General features: G+C 48.4%; 14 protein-coding genes. 7 read left to right on the plus strand and 7 right to left on the minus strand.

The annotated features are described in order from the left end of the window. Positions 1 to 70 precede the first annotated feature (70 nt). The 4 genes from QCB44_RS08530 to hemF all read right to left on the minus strand — a co-directional run bounded on the left by QCB44_RS08530 (position 71) and on the right by hemF (position 4,150). A complete protein-coding gene (locus QCB44_RS08530) occupies positions 71 to 1,981 on the minus strand; it encodes a TIGR00341 family protein (RefSeq protein ID WP_279409436.1) in 1,911 nt (636 codons plus the stop codon). Between the two features lie 91 nt (positions 1,982 to 2,072). After that, positions 2,073 to 2,765, minus strand: coding sequence for a hypothetical protein (locus QCB44_RS08535; protein ID WP_279409438.1), 693 nt, complete (start codon positions 2,763 to 2,765; stop codon positions 2,073 to 2,075). A 44-nt stretch (positions 2,766 to 2,809) separates the two neighbouring features. Beyond that, complete coding sequence (locus QCB44_RS08540) at positions 2,810 to 3,193, minus strand: RNA-binding S4 domain-containing protein (protein WP_279409439.1); 384 nt, start codon at positions 3,191 to 3,193, stop codon at positions 2,810 to 2,812. 12 nt (positions 3,194 to 3,205) lie between these two features. Next, a complete protein-coding gene (gene hemF / locus QCB44_RS08545) occupies positions 3,206 to 4,150 on the minus strand; it encodes an oxygen-dependent coproporphyrinogen oxidase (RefSeq protein WP_279409440.1) in 945 nt (314 codons plus the stop codon). Positions 4,151 to 4,346: 196 nt separating this feature from the next. Between hemF and QCB44_RS08550 the strand changes: the two genes are divergently transcribed. Both QCB44_RS08550 and QCB44_RS08555 read left to right on the plus strand, forming a co-directional pair. After that, the gene (locus QCB44_RS08550) at positions 4,347 to 5,120 is read left to right on the plus strand and encodes a DUF4197 domain-containing protein (RefSeq protein ID WP_279409441.1); all 774 of its coding nucleotides are present in this window, start codon (positions 4,347 to 4,349) and stop codon (positions 5,118 to 5,120) included. Between the two features lie 24 nt (positions 5,121 to 5,144). Next, positions 5,145 to 5,963 carry a M48 family metallopeptidase gene (locus tag QCB44_RS08555; protein WP_279409443.1) on the plus strand — a complete coding sequence of 273 codons (819 nt, stop codon included), beginning with the start codon at positions 5,145 to 5,147 and terminating at the stop codon, positions 5,961 to 5,963. Between the two features lie 30 nt (positions 5,964 to 5,993). Here the strand turns inward: QCB44_RS08555 and QCB44_RS08560 are convergent, their stop codons facing one another. Further along, complete coding sequence (locus QCB44_RS08560; protein ID WP_279409444.1) at positions 5,994 to 6,602, minus strand: L-threonylcarbamoyladenylate synthase; 609 nt, start codon at positions 6,600 to 6,602, stop codon at positions 5,994 to 5,996. Then, the gene (locus tag QCB44_RS08565) at positions 6,559 to 7,512 is read right to left on the minus strand and encodes a homoserine kinase (protein ID WP_279409445.1); all 954 of its coding nucleotides are present in this window, start codon (positions 7,510 to 7,512) and stop codon (positions 6,559 to 6,561) included. Before QCB44_RS08565 ends, QCB44_RS08560 begins: the two co-directional genes overlap by 44 nt. Positions 7,513 to 7,738: 226 nt before the next feature. On the opposite strand from QCB44_RS08565, the gene polA reads away from it, so the two are divergent. Both polA and QCB44_RS08575 read left to right on the plus strand, forming a co-directional pair. After that, complete coding sequence (gene polA, locus QCB44_RS08570; protein WP_279409447.1) at positions 7,739 to 10,576, plus strand: DNA polymerase I; 2,838 nt, start codon at positions 7,739 to 7,741, stop codon at positions 10,574 to 10,576. Between the two features lie 39 nt (positions 10,577 to 10,615). Then, entirely contained in the window at positions 10,616 to 11,380 is a 765-nt protein-coding gene (locus QCB44_RS08575) for a hypothetical protein (protein WP_279409448.1), read from the plus strand. A gap of 378 nt (positions 11,381 to 11,758) precedes the next feature. Here QCB44_RS08575 and yihA read toward each other — a convergent pair whose 3' ends face one another. Beyond that, positions 11,759 to 12,403: a ribosome biogenesis GTP-binding protein YihA/YsxC gene (gene yihA, locus QCB44_RS08580; RefSeq protein ID WP_279409449.1), complete on the minus strand. Its 645-nt coding sequence runs from the start codon at positions 12,401 to 12,403 to the stop codon at positions 11,759 to 11,761. A 321-nt stretch (positions 12,404 to 12,724) separates the two neighbouring features. Between yihA and QCB44_RS08585 the strand changes: the two genes are divergently transcribed. The 3 genes from QCB44_RS08585 (at position 12,725) to QCB44_RS08595 (ending at position 16,648) form a co-directional block, all read left to right on the plus strand. Then, positions 12,725 to 14,752, plus strand: coding sequence for a cytochrome c biogenesis protein ResB (locus tag QCB44_RS08585; RefSeq protein ID WP_279409451.1), 2,028 nt, complete (start codon positions 12,725 to 12,727; stop codon positions 14,750 to 14,752). A gap of 16 nt (positions 14,753 to 14,768) precedes the next feature. Next, a complete protein-coding gene (gene ccsB, locus QCB44_RS08590; protein ID WP_279409452.1) occupies positions 14,769 to 15,953 on the plus strand; it encodes a c-type cytochrome biogenesis protein CcsB in 1,185 nt (394 codons plus the stop codon). A gap of 62 nt (positions 15,954 to 16,015) precedes the next feature. Beyond that, the gene (locus QCB44_RS08595; protein WP_279409454.1) at positions 16,016 to 16,648 is read left to right on the plus strand and encodes a thiol:disulfide interchange protein DsbA/DsbL; all 633 of its coding nucleotides are present in this window, start codon (positions 16,016 to 16,018) and stop codon (positions 16,646 to 16,648) included. Positions 16,649 to 16,818: the final 170 nt, after the last annotated feature.

Below are 16,818 nucleotides of genomic sequence, written 5' to 3' on the forward strand. Positions count from 1 at the left end.
TCGCTACCGCCTTGACTAAAGGCTTTTGGTAAAAAAAACCCGCATTTAGCGGGTTTTTTTATCTCTTAATTTACTCTCTTAAAATCGCCGTACTGGCTTCTAAGCGTATCGGTTCACCCAATCGCATCTCCATTTTCTGTTTAATTGCATCAATCTGCTCCGTTTTTAATGGACGCTGAGTGATCAACTTAACAGATACTTGCATCGGCTTACCACTGCGGATTTTGACCTCGCGTACCTCAATCCCCTGATACTCCCAACCTTCAAGCGCATAGATCGCTTTTTGTTCTTTAACCATACTGGTAAAAGCGAACAATAAAGGGACGCTCACCACCGCCACAAACGCTGACGAAAGCAACAGGCCTTTTTTAGCCAAGTGAAATGGACTGAAACCCATCACCAAAAACGTCGCCGCCGCCGCCAACACAATCCCCACCAAGTTGGTTAAAAACAATAAAAACGCGCCGGAAAACACGGTCCAATCAAACCAGCCGATGCCAATCCCGGAAACCGCCAGAGGCGGCACCAGAGCAACGGCAATCGCCACCCCGGCCAAACTCTTGGCCACTTCAGAGCGCGCATTGGCGTAAGCACCCGCAATACCGGAAATAATCGCCACCCCAAGGTCCAATAGGGTGGGACTCAATCGCGCACTGATTTCATGGTTTAGAGTATGCAAGGGCGTAATCCAAGTGAGTAAAGTACCAAACAACAACGCCAAGCCAATACCGGTAACCAGGGTGCGTCCGCTTGCCTGAATGAGATCGCCATTTTGGCGTAACACCCCCATGGATAAAGAAATAATCGGGGCCATCAGAGGGGCTAGAATCATTGCTCCGATAATCACCGGGGCAGAGTTTGCAAACAAACCCACTGTTGCCAATAGAGTTGCCAGAACCATCAGAACCAAATAGGACTCCGAGGCTTGTGCATTCTCTTTTAGAGTGACGAAGGTCTCTTTAACCTCCTCCTGATCCGCGTGATGAATCCATGGAAGAGGGCGATTAATCAACTCATTCACCGCGCCCCCTTTCGGCAAGCCACTGACGCGAACAGACTCTTTATGTTCTTTTTCAATCCCTTTCTGTGGCATCAAAGGATTCCAGATTTGGAGGGCATTCTCATCCACTCGAATGGAAAGCCTGTCTGCTTGCATCATCTCCCCATCGATACTGTAATCCAATTGCTGGCTACCACTGATCAGCAGATATTCACTTTTGATATGTCCTAAATAATCATTAAGCGCCTTTACCTCAACCTTTTTCGGCAAAACACGCGTCAAAATAAAGTGCATTACTTCTGAAATGCTGCGCGGTGCCAAAATCACTGCGTTTAAAGTGGATTCATCCTCTAAAACCTCGCCAACAACCCTTTTAGTAAAATCACTCCCGCTAGGACGGTAAACCACGGTAATACCCAATGCAGCCGTACTGACTGTCGTCTCTTTGGCGGTGGTCAGTTTATAAGGTAACAGACAGGTCTTGCTCAAATTAGAGGTCATGACCATCAGATGCTTAAGCTTGCTCCAAAAGCCCGCATCCACCTGCGCAGCGGGTTTCATTGTCACCGGATTGCCCAGCATCACCGATCCCAGGACCAAACGGTCATTACAGTACATCAAGTCAGCCAAAGTGGGGACTTCCGATGAGAAAATCGCCTCAATCGCTTCTTCGATTTTTTTAGCAACAAAAAAACTTCTCATGCCACGAATCAGACCGGGATGAGGCAGCAAACCAACAGACCAGGCCTGCTTAGAAGCATAAGGCAGTAAATCGTAAAGCGACTCATCGTCCAACCAGGTAATCACTCGGGAATCCGCTTCAAACGAGGGCCTATCATTACGATCATAGGCCTCAAAACGGCACGGCCGATCTTGTAACAGCGGTTTGACTTCGTTTTCAAACTGTTCTGCCTTAGCCGCATCGTAAAGCACCATCCAATCGGCCATACCTGCTTCAACCCTTTTATTATTGTCTAGCATCAGTAAGTTTACACATTTTTAATGGCCATAAACAAAAAACCCCCTGTCGTAACACAGAGGGTTTTTGCAACAAACGAAAATGAATTCGATATTAGAAACGGTAAGTCACACCCGCTTGTAAAATCGGCAGGAAATTGTAGTCCCCTACATCATTTTCAATTTTATCTTCTTCAGCTTTAATATCCTCTTCCAATTCAGAAGAAACGTCATAGGTGGTGGTACCATCCGATACGGTACCAGTACCATTCAGGTTAACATCCGGAGCACCGGTAAAAATGGCGCCGATTTCCACCATCGCGCCCCATCCCTGAGCCGGAGAGTGTCCCCACCCCATGCTCAAGGTAGCGCCACTTTCCCAATCCAACTTACCCACTAAAGCCACGTCACCGGTCACGTCATAAGTCGTATCACCAATTTCTACGGTTTGTCCAGTTGCGGAAGTTCCATTGGCGGTTAGCTTAAAGTTATTGACCGCATAACCGGCTGACAAAAAGAAGGTACCGCCAAAAGGGTGGTAATCCAACGCCAAACGGTTAATCCCACCATCCGCTTCGACGTCATAGTCGATGTCGGTATCGCTGGTGGTTTCACTTAAATTCATGCCCGATGACAAAGCGCCGCGCACTTGCAGGACATCATTAATCGGATACGTTAATTCCAAGGTTGGACCAGAAAACAAGCCATAGTTGGCACTAACGCCGAGCCCTTCAACCGAATTGGCTTGCGCCGAATTCGCCATTGCCAACGAAGAAACAATCGCGGCCGTCATTGCGATTTTTTTCACAACTCTTCTCCTTAATAAAAAATACTTATTAGAGTTGCGGAATGTTAATTATTGAACCCTAATTTGTCAATTTTGCGACGATCGCGTTTAGTCGGTCTTCCCGCCCCTTTTTCACGGTAACCCACCAACGCCATATCCGCACTCGGCTTGCGCTGATTAAGGACTTCACTGTCCATTTGATAAAGCGTTTGCGCCTGCTCGGCGGATCCCCGCCGGTCACTTAATTCCAAAACCGTCACCTCCACTTGGCGATGCGGTTGGGTAATTTTCAGCTTATCGCCGATGCTCAGCGTTTTGCTCGGTTTAGGGCGATGCCCGTTGAGTTCAATTTTGCCGCCTTTAATCGCATCCAACGCGACGCCACGGGTTTTAAAAAAGCGCGCCGCCCACAACCATTTATCGACGCGTAATTTTTCTATGGCTTCCATAACCAAGCTGCCTTAGAGCCACTCTCTAGGGCTTAAGTAATCATACAACTTGGCTTCTTCACTGCCCGGTTCCGGCTGATAGGCGTATTTCCAGGTCGCAATCGGCGGCATCGACATCAAAATGGATTCGGTTCGCCCCCCGGTCTGCAATCCAAAAATGGTGCCGCGGTCAAACGCCAAGTTGAATTCTGCATAACGCCCCCGGCGATACAATTGAAAATCGCGCTGACGCTCGCCATAGTCGTTGTTTTTACGCTTAGCCACAATCGGACGATACGCTTTAATGTAGTGATCGCCGACCGAACGCATAAAGGCGAAGCAGGTATCAAAATCCCAGCCAAAGGTGTCGCTGTTGAGATCATCATAGAACAAGCCACCCACCCCACGGGTTTCATCACGATGCTTCAAATAAAAATACTCGTCACACCATTTTTTATATTTCGGATAGATCTCCTCTCCAAACGGATCGCACGCATTTTTGGATTGTTGATGCCAGTGAATCACATCTTCATCAAACGGATAGTAAGGAGTCAAATCGAAGCCGCCGCCAAACCACCAGACCGGTTCTTCCCCCTCTTTTTCGGCAACAAACAGACGGACGTTAGCATGTGAGGTCGGTACATATGGATTACGCGGATGAATCACTAAAGAAACGCCCAATGCCTGAAAGGAACGCCCCGCCAATTCCGGGCGGTGCGCGGTGGCCGACGCCGGCAGTTTTTCACCGCGTACGTGAGAAAAGTTCACCCCACCCTTTTCAATGACGTCACCCCCTTCCATTACCCGGGTACGACCGCCACCGGTCAGTCCCATCACCCCCGGGTCGCCTTCACGCTGCCATTCATCAATAATAAAATCCGCTGAACCATCCTCTTCTGACAGCTGCGCACAAATATCGTCCTGCAACCCCAGTAGATAGGTTTTCACCGCTTCAATATTCACTTGTGTGTCTGACATGATCTTCCCGTTCGTTAAAATTTAAGTGCTTATTCTAACCCGAAAAGCCTAAAAAACGCCCAATTAAGCAACAGACCAATCTGAAATCACCTTAAATTAACCGTTATGAAAACCGAACAGGCCTGATAAAAAACCACTCTATTAACAACTCTCTAAGGTAAAATTTTAATCATCTCCTAATTAAGGTGCCCTCGTCATGCGTTGTCCTAAAGTAATTCCTTTATTGATGATCAGCGGTCTGTTCATCTATAGCGTTCCCGCTCAAAGCAGCTGGTGGGAACAAGGCTTAGAACTCATTACCGGCTCTAAAACCGACTCTGCTGACACCCACCAAGCCGAATCGACCACAACGCCTTCCCTTTCGAATACCGACCTTAATCAGGCCTTCAAAGAAGCCTTGAGTCTCGGCTCGGAAGAAGTGGTGAAAAAACTCAGCCTTAAAGACGCCTTTAATGCCGATCCTAACATTCACATTCCTTTGCCGGACAGCCTGCAAACGGTACACTCCTGGTTGAGCAAAGCCGGAATGGGCTCTTTGACCGAAGATCTTGAACTCAAACTCAACCGCGCTGCGGAAGCCGCCGCGCCCGAAGCCAAAACGCTGTTTCTCAATGCGATTAACAACATGACATTTGAAGATGTCAGAACCATTTATAATGGCCCACAGGATTCGGCCACCCGCTATCTGCAGGAAAAAACCTCTGATGATCTCAAAGAAAAAATGCGTCCGATCATCCAGAATACGCTCAACCAAGTTGGCGCGGTACAAGCCTATGATCGAGTCATTGAAAACTACAAATCCTTGCCTTTTGTACCTGACATCAAAGCCAATCTCACCGAACATGTCAGCCAAAAAGGCATGGACGGCCTGTTTTACTATCTGGCCGAAGAAGAGAAGAAAATTCGCCAAGACCCGCTAAAACAGACGACTGAACTGCTTAAAAAAGTCTTTGGTACGACAACAGAATAACTTAGCGAACTAAACCGATTGATTATGAAAATGCTCAGAACCTTCCTATCCGGTTTTGCTCTATTGCTCTTGAGTGCCTGTGCTACCACACAAACCACGCAACAAGGCGCAGTTGGCATTGAACGGCAGCAATTCATGCTGGTTTCAGAACAACAAATCAATCAAGGGGCGAATCAGGCCTATGATGCCATTTTGAAAGAGGCCCAGGAAAAAAAGACCCTGAACACCGATCCCAAATCCCTGCAACGCATTCGAATTATCGCCAATAGGTTAATTCCACAAACGGTGGTGTTTCGCAAGGATGCCCCGCGTTGGAACTGGCAGGTGAACTTGATTAAGTCCGATCAGCTCAATGCCTGGTGTATGCCAGGCGGAAAAATCGCGTTTTACACCGGCATCATCCATAAACTCAAACTCACCGATGATGAAATCGCCGCCATTATGGGACATGAAATGGCGCACGCATTGCGGGAACATGGGCGCGAACGCGCCTCGGAAGCGCAACTGACTCAAGTTGGGCTGAGCGCCTTGCAGATTTTTACCGGCATCCAAGGCCCGGCACTGGATCTGACCGCCTTGGCAATCAATGTGACCCTGACGCTGCCTAACAGCCGCACCCACGAAACCGAAGCCGATCGCATGGGGGTAGAATTGGCGGCGCGTGCCGGTTATGACCCTTATGCCGCGGTTCGAGTGTGGGACAAAATGAGTAAGATGGGCAATGGCGGCACACCGGAAATTCTCAGCACCCACCCGGCACATGATACGCGCATTAAGGATCTGAAAAAATACGCCCAACGCGTCGAACCCCTTTATAAAGCGGCTTTACGCACTAAACAATAAATAAATTTGGAAAGACAAAGCGGAATAATACTAGCGCAATTGACGTTCGCTGACTGCATCCCAAATTTGCGTCGGTTTATCCAATTGACCGAGTTCGCCATCAACACAAAACACTTTATCCGCAAACACCTTCTGGATTTCTGCACACGATTTGGCAGGGGGCTGCCCGCTGCGATTGGCACTGGTGGAGACAATCGGCCCGCCATAAGCACGACATAGCGCTTGGACAGTTGGATGGGCGGAAACGCGAATCGCAACCGTATCGCGGCCACCGGTAATCCACTCCGGCATGGCATGTTTCAGTGGCAGTACCCAGGTATAAGGCCCAGGCCAAGTGTTAAGCACCTTCTCTTCCCACGGCGTGCCTTTAAGCTGCACATAAAATTCAATCTGCTCGACAGTCGCCGCCACTAAAATCACCCCCTTTTCCAGCGGGCGCTGTTTCACGTGAAACACTTTATAAACAGCCGTTTCATTAAACGGATCACACCCCAAACCATACACCGCTTCAGTGGGATAAGCGATGACCTCACCGGCTTGTAAAAGTTCCACCGCTTGCTGGAGTGCATCTTTCATTTTCAGCAGGCCTGCTTGCTTAATCCGCTTGACGGTGAATAGAGAGGATGCGCTTAAAGACATCAGGGTCTTTAATTTGCGTCATTTCGCCTTCACGAGGCAGATGCTTGTCTTTAAGACGGGAGAGGAAGAAACGTAATGCCGCCAATCGCAATGCCGCCGGCCAAACTTGCTGTTCAGCATCACTCAAAGGGCGCTGCTGCTGATAAGCCGACACCATCGCGTCAATTCGAGCTCCATCAAACTCAATCTCTTGCGGGTTGTCGCTGTGAATGCGACACCAGTCGTTGACCATCACGGCCAGGTCGTAAAGCAAGACCGAATTACAGGCGTAATACAAATCGATGATTCCCGATAACTTATCGCCGTCAAACAGAGCATTGTCGCAGAACAAATCCGCATGAATCACCCCTTGCGGCAACGCCGACCAGTCAATTTGAGACTGGTATTCCAGTTCCTGTTCAATCAAAGCACATTCATCTGCGTCCAGATGCCCTTTAATTAAGTTGTACGTAGCCTGCATCCAGTCCAAGCCGCGGTCATTGTCGCGATGAGATTCAAAATCTGCACCAGCCTGATGAAAGCGCGCTAACTGCTGCCCCATCACGCCACATTGCGTGACCGAAGGGTTCTCTACTCCACTGCCACTGAGGCACTCAACCAGCGCGGCCGGCTTTCCGCACAACTCTTTCAAATAACCGTTAGAAATAGTCGCTACCGGATGCGCCGTCGGAATCTGGTGTTCGGCCATAAACGCCATAATATCGAGAAAATACGGCAGCTCTTCAAAGGTGTGGTGCTCGAAAATCGTCAGAACAAATCGCTGGGGTTGACCGTTTAAAGAGGTGTTTACAAAATAATTGGTGTTTTCAATGCCGGCACTGATTCCTTCAAACGATTCCAGCGTGCCCACCTGATAATCTTGTAAAAATGCCACTAACTGCGGTTCTTCAACGACGGTATAAACAGACATAAAATCAGTCTCTATTAAGAGAGTCAAAAATCCGACCTTGGCGGATAAATTAGGCAGATAGACGCCAGACTCTCGATCTGGGTTAAGATACGTTAAAATAATTGCACGAATTTTACCATGAGAGCTTTGTACGAGTCAGGAACCAAATAAAAAAGAGATAAATTTATCCACTTATTTTCGTTTTATCTCACATGGTTCCGGTACAACCCAACCAACAGGCAGTCCAATGACCCAATCGACCCCACCGCTAAACGTGAACCCAGACAGCCCTTTTATCCTCGTTGACGGCTCCTCCTATCTGTTCCGTGCATTCCATGCCATGCCACCCTTAACCAATTCCAAAGGGCAAGCAACCGGTGCGATTTTTGGCGTGGTCAATATGCTTGGCAAACTGATCGAACAGTATCAGCCGGAAAAAATGGCGGTAATTTTCGACGCCAAGGGCAAAACCTTCCGTCATGAGATGTATAAAGAATACAAAGCGCACCGCCCGCCGATGCCGGAAGAACTCAGCAGCCAGATTGAACCGCTGCACGAGATCGTCAAGGCGCTCGGCCTGCCTCTGTTTGTGATTGAAGGCGTCGAAGCGGATGACGTCATCGGCACTCTCGCGCGTCAAGCCACCGAAACTCAGCACGATACCCTGATCTCCACCGGAGATAAGGACATGGCGCAACTGGTCAACGAGCATGTTACTTTGATCAACACCATGAACGACAGCCTGTCGACTCCTGAAAGCGTTAAAGAAAAATTCGGTGTACGTCCCGACCAGATCATCGATTATCTGGCCCTGGTGGGCGACAGCGCCGACAACATTCCCGGCATTCCCAAATGCGGTCCCAAAACGGCGGTTAAATGGCTGGTTGCCCACGACAATATCGACCGCTTAATTGAAAACGCGGACAGCATCGGCGGCAAAATCGGCGAAAATCTGCGCAACCATCTGGATCAGCTTAAACTGTCACGCGAGTTGACCACCATTAAAACCGATTGCGATCTGCCGGTTCATCTCAGCGACATCAATCGCCAACCGGCGGATCTGCAAAAACTGCAAGACCTGTTCCAGGAATATGAGTTCCGCACCTGGCTTAATCAGGTGATGGCGGGAGAAGCCCCGTTTTCCAAATCCAATGGCGCCAAAGCGCACAGCCAAACCCTGACCAAGAAAAGCGCCGCTGCCAAAACCGGTTCTCAAACTGAACAGGCCTCCCCAACCTTGCGCTCCAAAGCGGCGCTTGATGCCAGCGAACCTTATGAAACCGTCTTCACACAAGCACAGTTCGATGCTTGGCTGGAGCGTCTAAAAAACGCAGAACTGTTTGCGATTGATACCGAAACCACCTCGTTAAATACCCAACAGGCCCAGGTAGTGGGCGTGTGTCTTGCGGTGAAAGATGGAACGACACGACACGCCTGTTACATTCCGCTGGCACATGATTATGAGGGCGCACCGCAACAGTTGGATCGGGACACGGTGCTCAACACCCTCAAACCACTGCTGGAAGACGCAAGTGTCGCCAAATGCGGTCAAAACCTCAAATACGACTGGCATGTGCTGCAAAACCACAGCATCAATATGCAAGGGATGCGTTTTGACACTATGCTTGAATCCTATACGTTAAACAGTGTCGCCACCCGCCACAATATGGATGATCTGGCGCTCAAATACCTCAATCACCGTACCATCCATTTTGAAGAGATTGCCGGCAAAGGCAAAAAACAGCTGACTTTTAATCAAATCGATATCGACACCGCCGCCCCTTATGCCGCGGAAGACGCCGACATTACCCTGCAGCTGCATGAAACCCTCTGGCCGCAGTTGCAGGCCGAACCGACTCTGGAAAAGGTATTTACTGATATTGAGATGCCGCTGATGCCGGTTCTGGCACGCATGGAACGCAATGGGGTGTTGCTGGATACCGGGATGCTCGCTCAACAGAGCGAAGAGATCAGTGAAAAATTGAGTTCCCTGGAACAAAAAGCGCATCTGATTGCGGGTGAAGTGTTCAACCTTAATTCGTCCAAGCAGCTTCAAGTGATTCTGTTTGAAAATCTGGAGCTGCCGATTATCAAAAAAACCCCGAAAGGTCAGCCTTCTACCGCGGAACCGGTGCTGGTGGAATTGGCCGAACAGGGTCATGAGTTGCCGACTCTGATTCTGGAATACCGCAGTCTGGCCAAACTCAAATCGACCTATACCGACTCGCTGCCCAAGCAGATTGACCCGGATAGCGGCCGCGTGCATACCTCTTACCAGCAGGCGGTGGCCTCTACCGGACGTTTGTCCTCTACCGAACCGAACCTGCAGAACATCCCGGTGCGCACGCCGGAAGGCCGGCGTATCCGTCAGGCATTTATCGCCCGTCCCGGCTATAAATTAATTGCGGCCGACTACTCGCAGATCGAATTGCGTATCATGGCGCACCTTTCCGGCGACGCCGGCTTACTGGATGCGTTTGCCCACGGCAAGGACATTCACAAAGCCACCGCAGCGGAAATCTTCGGCGTCCCTCTGGATGCCGTCACCTCTGAACAGCGCCGCAGCGCCAAAGCGGTCAATTTCGGCCTGATTTATGGCATGTCCGCGTTTGGGCTAGCCAAACAGCTCAATGTCTCTCGAGGTCTGGCTCAAGAGTATATTGACCTCTACTTTGCCCGCTACCCGGGGGTACGGACCTATATGGAAACCACCAAAGAGAACGCTAAAGCCAACGGTTATGTGGAAACCCTGAAAGGCCGCCGCCTTTATCTGCCGGACATTCATGCACGCAACGGCCAGCTGCGTCAGTATGCGGAACGCACCGCGATTAACGCACCGATGCAAGGCACCGCCGCCGACATCATAAAAACCGCCATGATCCGCATTGATACCTGGTTAAAAGACGCTCCTCTGGATCTGAAAATGCTGATGCAGGTACACGATGAACTGGTGTTTGAAGTCGCCGAAAACGACTTGGAAAACGCCAAAGCGGAGATTAAACGCCTGATGGAATCGGCGATGGAACTCAAGGTACCGTTAATCGTCGATGTCGGTGAAGGCCAGAACTGGGATGAAGCCCATTAATCCCTCATTTTTTAAAATTAAACACTTTACGGAATTACCATGACATTTTTGACTATTTGGCCTTCAACTCAAACGTCAGCCAACAAACTGGCGATGACGTTTGCCGCCCTCTGTTTTGCTGCGCAAACCGCGCAAGCCGGCAATGATATTGAGACGCTTAATTTTGATTCTCGTGCCGATTTTAAACACTTTGCCGATAGTATCGCCAATGTCTTCGGCTATAAACCCCTGCAACCAGCGGAATCCTTGGGGTTAAGCGGTTTTGATGTCGGTGCTTCACTGAATTTTGCCGAAACCAACTACAAATTGTCCAATCAGAGTGAACGCGATCGCGATATGCTGCCGATGATCGGCGTCCATGCACAAAAAGGTCTGCCTGGCGGCTGGGACGTGGGCTTGCACTATCAGATGTTATCGGACAGCCAGGCATCAAGCTGGACCGGTGAAGTGCGCTATGCGCTGGTTGAGGGTGGCACCGCTAATCCAGCGGTCTCTTTAAGCGGCCATTTCACCCAGGCATCGGGGATCGAAGCACTGAGCTATACCGCCTATGGCATCGATTTAGCGGTTTCCAAAGGGTTTGCCAACCTGACCCCTTACGCCGGCATCGGCTGGACACTGGCCAAAGTGGATCCCAAAGTCGACAACCTTCAGCCTGCTGTCTCGTTAAAAACCGAAGAACGCGATCTGGTGCGCTTTGCTGCGGGGATGAATATCAACCTACTGGTGATGGATGTCCTGGTCGGCTATAACCAAATCGGTGAACTGGGTACCTATTCGATTAAAGCCGGCTACCGTTTTTAATCGAAACGTCGTTAACAAACCGACCAGGCCTGGTCGGTTTTCTATCGTTCTTTATGAACACGTTTTATGATTGATTTAATTTTAACTAATGAAATCAGATTTATGCATGATGGTTCGGGCCCCCTTCTCCTTTGAAATAAATTGGGCAAAGTTGTTAACGAAGAGAACGGTAAAAAAACGCTGCTGTTTGAGCAAAGCGAGTTCGGCGTTTTAAGTGAACAAGTTTAGAATTTGCCAATGTATGGAATGGAGTGCTTTTTTGTGGTTACTATTTTTGGGCAAGCAAAAATAGTAACCGGAAGCCATTACCCAACTGCAAGATAAAATAATGGAATCAAACAGGCCTGCTCAGTTTTAATTTTGATTTTTTAATCCAATTTAATTCTCATCGGCTTGCGGTTTTTGATCTTTCTTCAGCGGACGCTCGTACTCCATCCACTCGTCGAGCTTGTTCCACACTTCAATCAAACCGTCGCGCTTCAATGATGAAAACAATTGGGCGCTGGCGTGCGGGTACTGCTCTTTGAGCAGTTTTTTCAATTTCAAAAGACTGGCCTTGGCCGGGCCTTTTTTCAATTTGTCGGATTTGGTCAGCAGAACGTGCACCGGCAACTGCAGATCCAAAGTCCAATCAAGCATCACCAGATCGATTTCCGTCGGCGGCATACGGCAATCCATCAGCAGAATCACTCCGCGTAAACACTGGCGTTTCTCAATATACTCGCTTAAACCCGCTTCCCAGGCGCGTTTGATTTTGACGTTGACCTTAGCAAAACCGTAACCGGGAAGATCCACCAGACGGTGTTCATCGTCACATTCAAAAAAGTTGATCATCTGGGTGCGACCCGGGGTTTTACTGGTTCTGGCCAACGATTTCTGTGAAGTAATGACATTTAAAGCACTCGACTTTCCCGCGTTGGAACGTCCGGCAAAAGCCACTTCATAACCGCTGTCTTCCGGGCATAAAGCCAAAGTAGGCACACTCATCAAATAGTGCGCTTTTTGATACAAAGGGTGTTGCATAAAAGAATTCCTCAACCGAGGGGGTTACCGTATCAACCTGATATGAAAAGCAAAATCCAATTTTCAAAAAAGAATGAAAAAAGAATGAGAGGATTTTTCAACAGGCCTGCTTAAAGTTTTATTCGTAAAAGATTCGTAAAATTACGCTATAAATCCGGGTAAAACGCTCGGTTTTAATACTTTATCAATGGTTTGCATAAGTATATACTCTACACTATTTTTTAATTTGGATATTAGCAGGCCAGTTTGCTTTAAAAGGGTTAAACCCCTCTAAAAACAAGGGATTTACCTGTTATACAAAACACCATGAAACAGACAGAAATGACAAAAAACAACGCTGTTTTACCTCGCCATAATCGTAAAGTGCTGCTCGATTTTTTGGGCTCGATGAATCTGGCCGTCACCTTGTTAGTGATGCTTTCCATCGCCTCGGTGATTGGTACTGTATTGCAGCAGAACCAAACCACTCAGGATTACATCATTAAATTCGGACCTTTCTGGTCGGATGTCTTTAACGCTCTGGGACTGTTTCATGTATACGGTGCGGCTTGGTTTGTTCTGGTCCTGCTGTTTTTGCTGTTGTCAACCAGTGTCTGTGTCACCCGCAATACCCCAGGCTTTTTAAAAGACATGAAACAGTTCAGTGAAAAATTGTCACTGAACGCCCTAAAGCACCAACCGAATCAGCAATCATTCCAAACAGATAATCCCCCTGAAGCGGAAATAGCGCATGCACAAGCGGTGTTGACTGCTAATGGCTATAAAACCAAGGTCCATCAAAAAGAGGACGGTTCGGTCACCGTTGCCGGTTTAAAAGGCCGCTGGAACCGACTGGGTTACTTTTTTACCCATGTTTCCATCATTGTGATCTGTATCGGGGGGCTGCTCGACAGTAATCTGTTGTTGAAATACCGTGAATTAACCGGTGATCTGGTTCCGGAAACCCGTTCGGTTTCTCTGAAAGAGATTCCACAAACCGCCTGGATGGGACCGGAAAACCTCTCTTTCCGTGGCACCGTCAACGTCCCGGAAGGTCAGAAAAGCGATGTGCTGTTCCTACCCTATGAAAACGGTTATCTGGTACAGAAACTGCCGTTTACCATCGAGGTCAAAGATTTCCGTATCGAATACTACGATACCGGGATGCCTAAATCCTACGAGAGTGATTTGATTCTAACCTCGCCGGAACTGGATGAACCGATCGTGAAAACCATCGCGGTCAACCACCCACTCTATTACAAAAATTACGCGATCTACCAGTCCTCTTTCGGCGATGGCGGCTCACTGCTTAAACTGAAAGTTCACCCGCTGCTGTCGCCATTTGAAAATCCGCTGTCGCTGGAAACCGCGGTCAACAAAGTGGAACCTTTGAAAACCCCCGTCGGTAAATTCCGTGTGGAACTCAATGATTTCCGTCTCTTCAATATGGTCCCAACAACAGAAGAAGAGCGCGCAGAGACTGGCAAGAAGTTCCACAACAACGGCCCTTCTATGATCTTTAAGGTACGTAATGAACAGGGTAAAGCGTGGGAATATGACAACTACATGCAGCCAAGCCTGCAGGAAGGCCGCTGGTTCTTTATGACTGGCGTGCGCACTTCAAATGCAGAGCCGTTCCGTTATCTGTTTATTCCGGCGGATGCCAACCGCAAAAAAGCGCGTTTCTTCAAATTGCTTGCTTTAATCAATAACCCGGTGGAAGCAAATAAGGTGTTCCGCCAATCCTTCCCGAAAACCGAAGACATTGCGGACAACACCTATGAACTGCAAATTAAGCTGATGCAGCAACTTTTAACCCTGTTCCGCGCTAAAGGGTTTGAAGGCATCAGCGAGTTCGTCAACAAAAACGTCCCGGAAGCGGAACGTGAAAAAGTATCGGATTACTACTTCAGTCAAACCAGCTTTGCCCTGCAGAGCTTGTACATGGATGTACTCAAACAAGAAGGTCGCCCGATTACTGACGATCAAGACATTACCGATTTCGACAAAACGTGGTTCGAGGATGCTTTAAACGCCTATAACGGCTTGTCTCATTACGGTCCACCGATGTATTTCGAATTGGAATCGTTCAAACAGATTCAATCCACCGGTTTGCAGATCACCAAATCACCCGGTAAAGATGTGGTTTATTTCGGAAGTGCAATGCTTATAATCGGGGTATTCTTCATGTTTTATGTACGCCAGAAACGCATCTGGGTACACATTCAAAAATCCTCTGAAAAAGACGAATCCGAATCGCCTTCTTCAGAAATAACCGTTGCCGGAAAGGACAATAAACCGCTTCCGGAAACTGAAAAAGAATTTGCGGCCATGGTGGAGCAGATCCGCCAGCCGATTCAAAACCCATAGCTTGAAGGTCATTATTATGCAAACAGAAACTATGACACCTCAACACTCTGCTGCCAATCAGCGCAGAGGTAAATTCACTTTACGCGATCTTGGTTGGGCGCTGTTTGTCATCATCGGCAGTTTGCTTGCCTGGAACGAATATGGCGCCAATATGGATGTCTATGAAGACGCCATTTTAGCCGGTTCTGCCATAGGCCTGATCTGGCTGGGGCGTTTCTGGCCAAGTTTTCAGCCGGCGACCGTTGTAGTAACCCTGCTCAGTGTGCTGGCCATCTATACTTATGCCAGTCACGGTAACGCTTTCAGCGCCAATGAACAGGCCTTTTTCCTGAAATACCTAATCTCCAGCCAGTCGGCCATTATGTGGATGAACGCCCTCTTTATTTTGGCGATGATCACCTACTTCCTTGCGCTTTATCAAAAGTCGGAATTTACCGGAAAAGTGGCCACCGCCATGGTGTGGTCGGCAGCGGTATTCGGTCTGGTCGGCATGATGGTGCGCTGGCGTGAATCCTATCTGATCAATGTCGATTACGGCCACATCCCGGTGAGCAGTCTGTATGAAGTGTTCATTCTGTTTGTGGTACTGACGGCGCTGATTTACCTCTATTATGAGCAAAAGTACAAAACCAAAACCCTGGGTGGTTTTGTCATGCTGGTGATCAGCGCCGCGGTCGGATTTATCCTCTGGTACACTTTTGATCGAGAAGCGCATGTGATTCAACCGTTGGTTCCAGCACTGAAAAGCTGGTGGATGAAAATTCACGTACCGGCCAACTTTATCGGCTATGGAACTTTCTCAATTGCCGCCATGGTCGGACTGGCTTACCTGATCACCGCCAAAGTGGCAGAAAAAAATCCGGACAGCGGCTTTGTCAAGCGCATGCCATCCCTGGAGTTGATGGATGATTTGATGTACAAGAACATTGCTCTGGGCTTTGCTTTCTTTACCATTGCTACCGTATTGGGTGCGATGTGGGCGGCCGAAGCCTGGGGAGGCTACTGGTCTTGGGATCCGAAAGAGACCTGGGCGCTGATCGTCTGGTTAAACTATGCCGCTTGGTTACATATCCGCATGAGCAAAGGCTGGCGCGGTAAGCCAATGGCCTGGTGGGCATTAATCGGCTTGCTGGTCACCACTTTTGCTTTCCTGGGGGTCAATATGTTCCTGTCCGGACTGCACTCCTACGGTGAGTTGTAACAGGCCTGCAGGGTTTTAAAAGAACAAGAAAAGAGCAATAAAAGGATAGACAAGAGGCGACTATGCAACGTAGAACCTGGTTCAAATATTTAGCAGGTGCCGCTTTATCGCTGCTGTTAACCGGCACGGCAACGGCACAAGAAGAGTTTGGCTTTGTCGAAGGGGTTGAATACAAAAAGATCCCGCATCCGCAATCAATCGCACCGCATCAAAAGCAGGTTACCGAGGTATTCTATTACGGTTGTCCGCATTGTTTTCATCTCGAACCGAGCATTCATGAATGGTTGAAAACCAAACCGGCAGATGTGCATTTTGAACAGGTACCTGCTGTTCTAAATAATCCTAACTGGATCTTTATGGCCAAGGTGTTTTTTACCGCCCAGGAACTCGGGGTTGTGAAACAGTCCCATATGCCTTTCTTCACCGCTCTGCATGAAGAGAAAAAACCTCTGTTCACCGTGGAGGCGATTGCCGAATTCTTCACCCAGTTTGGCATCAAAGCGGATGATTTCAAGGCGACCTTTAACAGCTTTAAGGTAGATCAGCTGGTACGCAATGCCATGAAAAAAACCAAAGAGTACGGCATTGAAGGGGTTCCGGCAGTCATCGTCAATGGCCGTTACCTGACCGATGTGCCAATGGCTCAAGGCAAAGATCGAATGTGGAAACTGGTTAATCAACTGACCGAAAAATAACCGATACCACTCAAAGCATCATTCGATTTAATAATATTTAAAAGGGACTTCGGTCCCTTTTTTATTTACTTAAATCATCCAAAATTAATTAAAAAAGTTTCCATAATCTAAGCAGGCCTGTTATTTTTATTCTGATACTAAATAACGGCTAAAAATACGTAAAAGCTTCA

Origin of the sequence: Thiomicrorhabdus sp. zzn3, assembly GCF_029767755.1 — a bacterium.
In the GTDB taxonomy this organism is placed as follows: Bacteria; Pseudomonadota; Gammaproteobacteria; order Thiomicrospirales; family Thiomicrospiraceae; genus Thiomicrorhabdus.

Coding starts and splice junctions, on each gene's coding strand:
- QCB44_RS08595 (WP_279409454.1), top strand. CDS start 16,016: ATGCAACGTAGAACCTGGTTCAAATATTTAGCAGGTGCCGCTTTATCG.
- QCB44_RS08585 (WP_279409451.1), top strand. CDS start 12,725: ATGACAAAAAACAACGCTGTTTTACCTCGCCATAATCGTAAAGTGCTG.
- QCB44_RS08565 (WP_279409445.1), bottom strand. CDS start 7,512: ATGTCTGTTTATACCGTCGTTGAAGAACCGCAGTTAGTGGCATTTTTA.
- QCB44_RS08540 (WP_279409439.1), bottom strand. CDS start 3,193: ATGGAAGCCATAGAAAAATTACGCGTCGATAAATGGTTGTGGGCGGCG.
- QCB44_RS08560 (WP_279409444.1), bottom strand. CDS start 6,602: ATGTCTTTAAGCGCATCCTCTCTATTCACCGTCAAGCGGATTAAGCAA.
- QCB44_RS08555 (WP_279409443.1), top strand. CDS start 5,145: ATGAAAATGCTCAGAACCTTCCTATCCGGTTTTGCTCTATTGCTCTTG.
- yihA (WP_279409449.1), bottom strand. CDS start 12,403: ATGCAACACCCTTTGTATCAAAAAGCGCACTATTTGATGAGTGTGCCT.
- QCB44_RS08575 (WP_279409448.1), top strand. CDS start 10,616: ATGACATTTTTGACTATTTGGCCTTCAACTCAAACGTCAGCCAACAAA.
- QCB44_RS08550 (WP_279409441.1), top strand. CDS start 4,347: ATGCGTTGTCCTAAAGTAATTCCTTTATTGATGATCAGCGGTCTGTTC.
- polA (WP_279409447.1), top strand. CDS start 7,739: ATGACCCAATCGACCCCACCGCTAAACGTGAACCCAGACAGCCCTTTT.
- QCB44_RS08530 (WP_279409436.1), bottom strand. CDS start 1,981: ATGCTAGACAATAATAAAAGGGTTGAAGCAGGTATGGCCGATTGGATG.
- ccsB (WP_279409452.1), top strand. CDS start 14,769: ATGCAAACAGAAACTATGACACCTCAACACTCTGCTGCCAATCAGCGC.
- hemF (WP_279409440.1), bottom strand. CDS start 4,150: ATGTCAGACACACAAGTGAATATTGAAGCGGTGAAAACCTATCTACTG.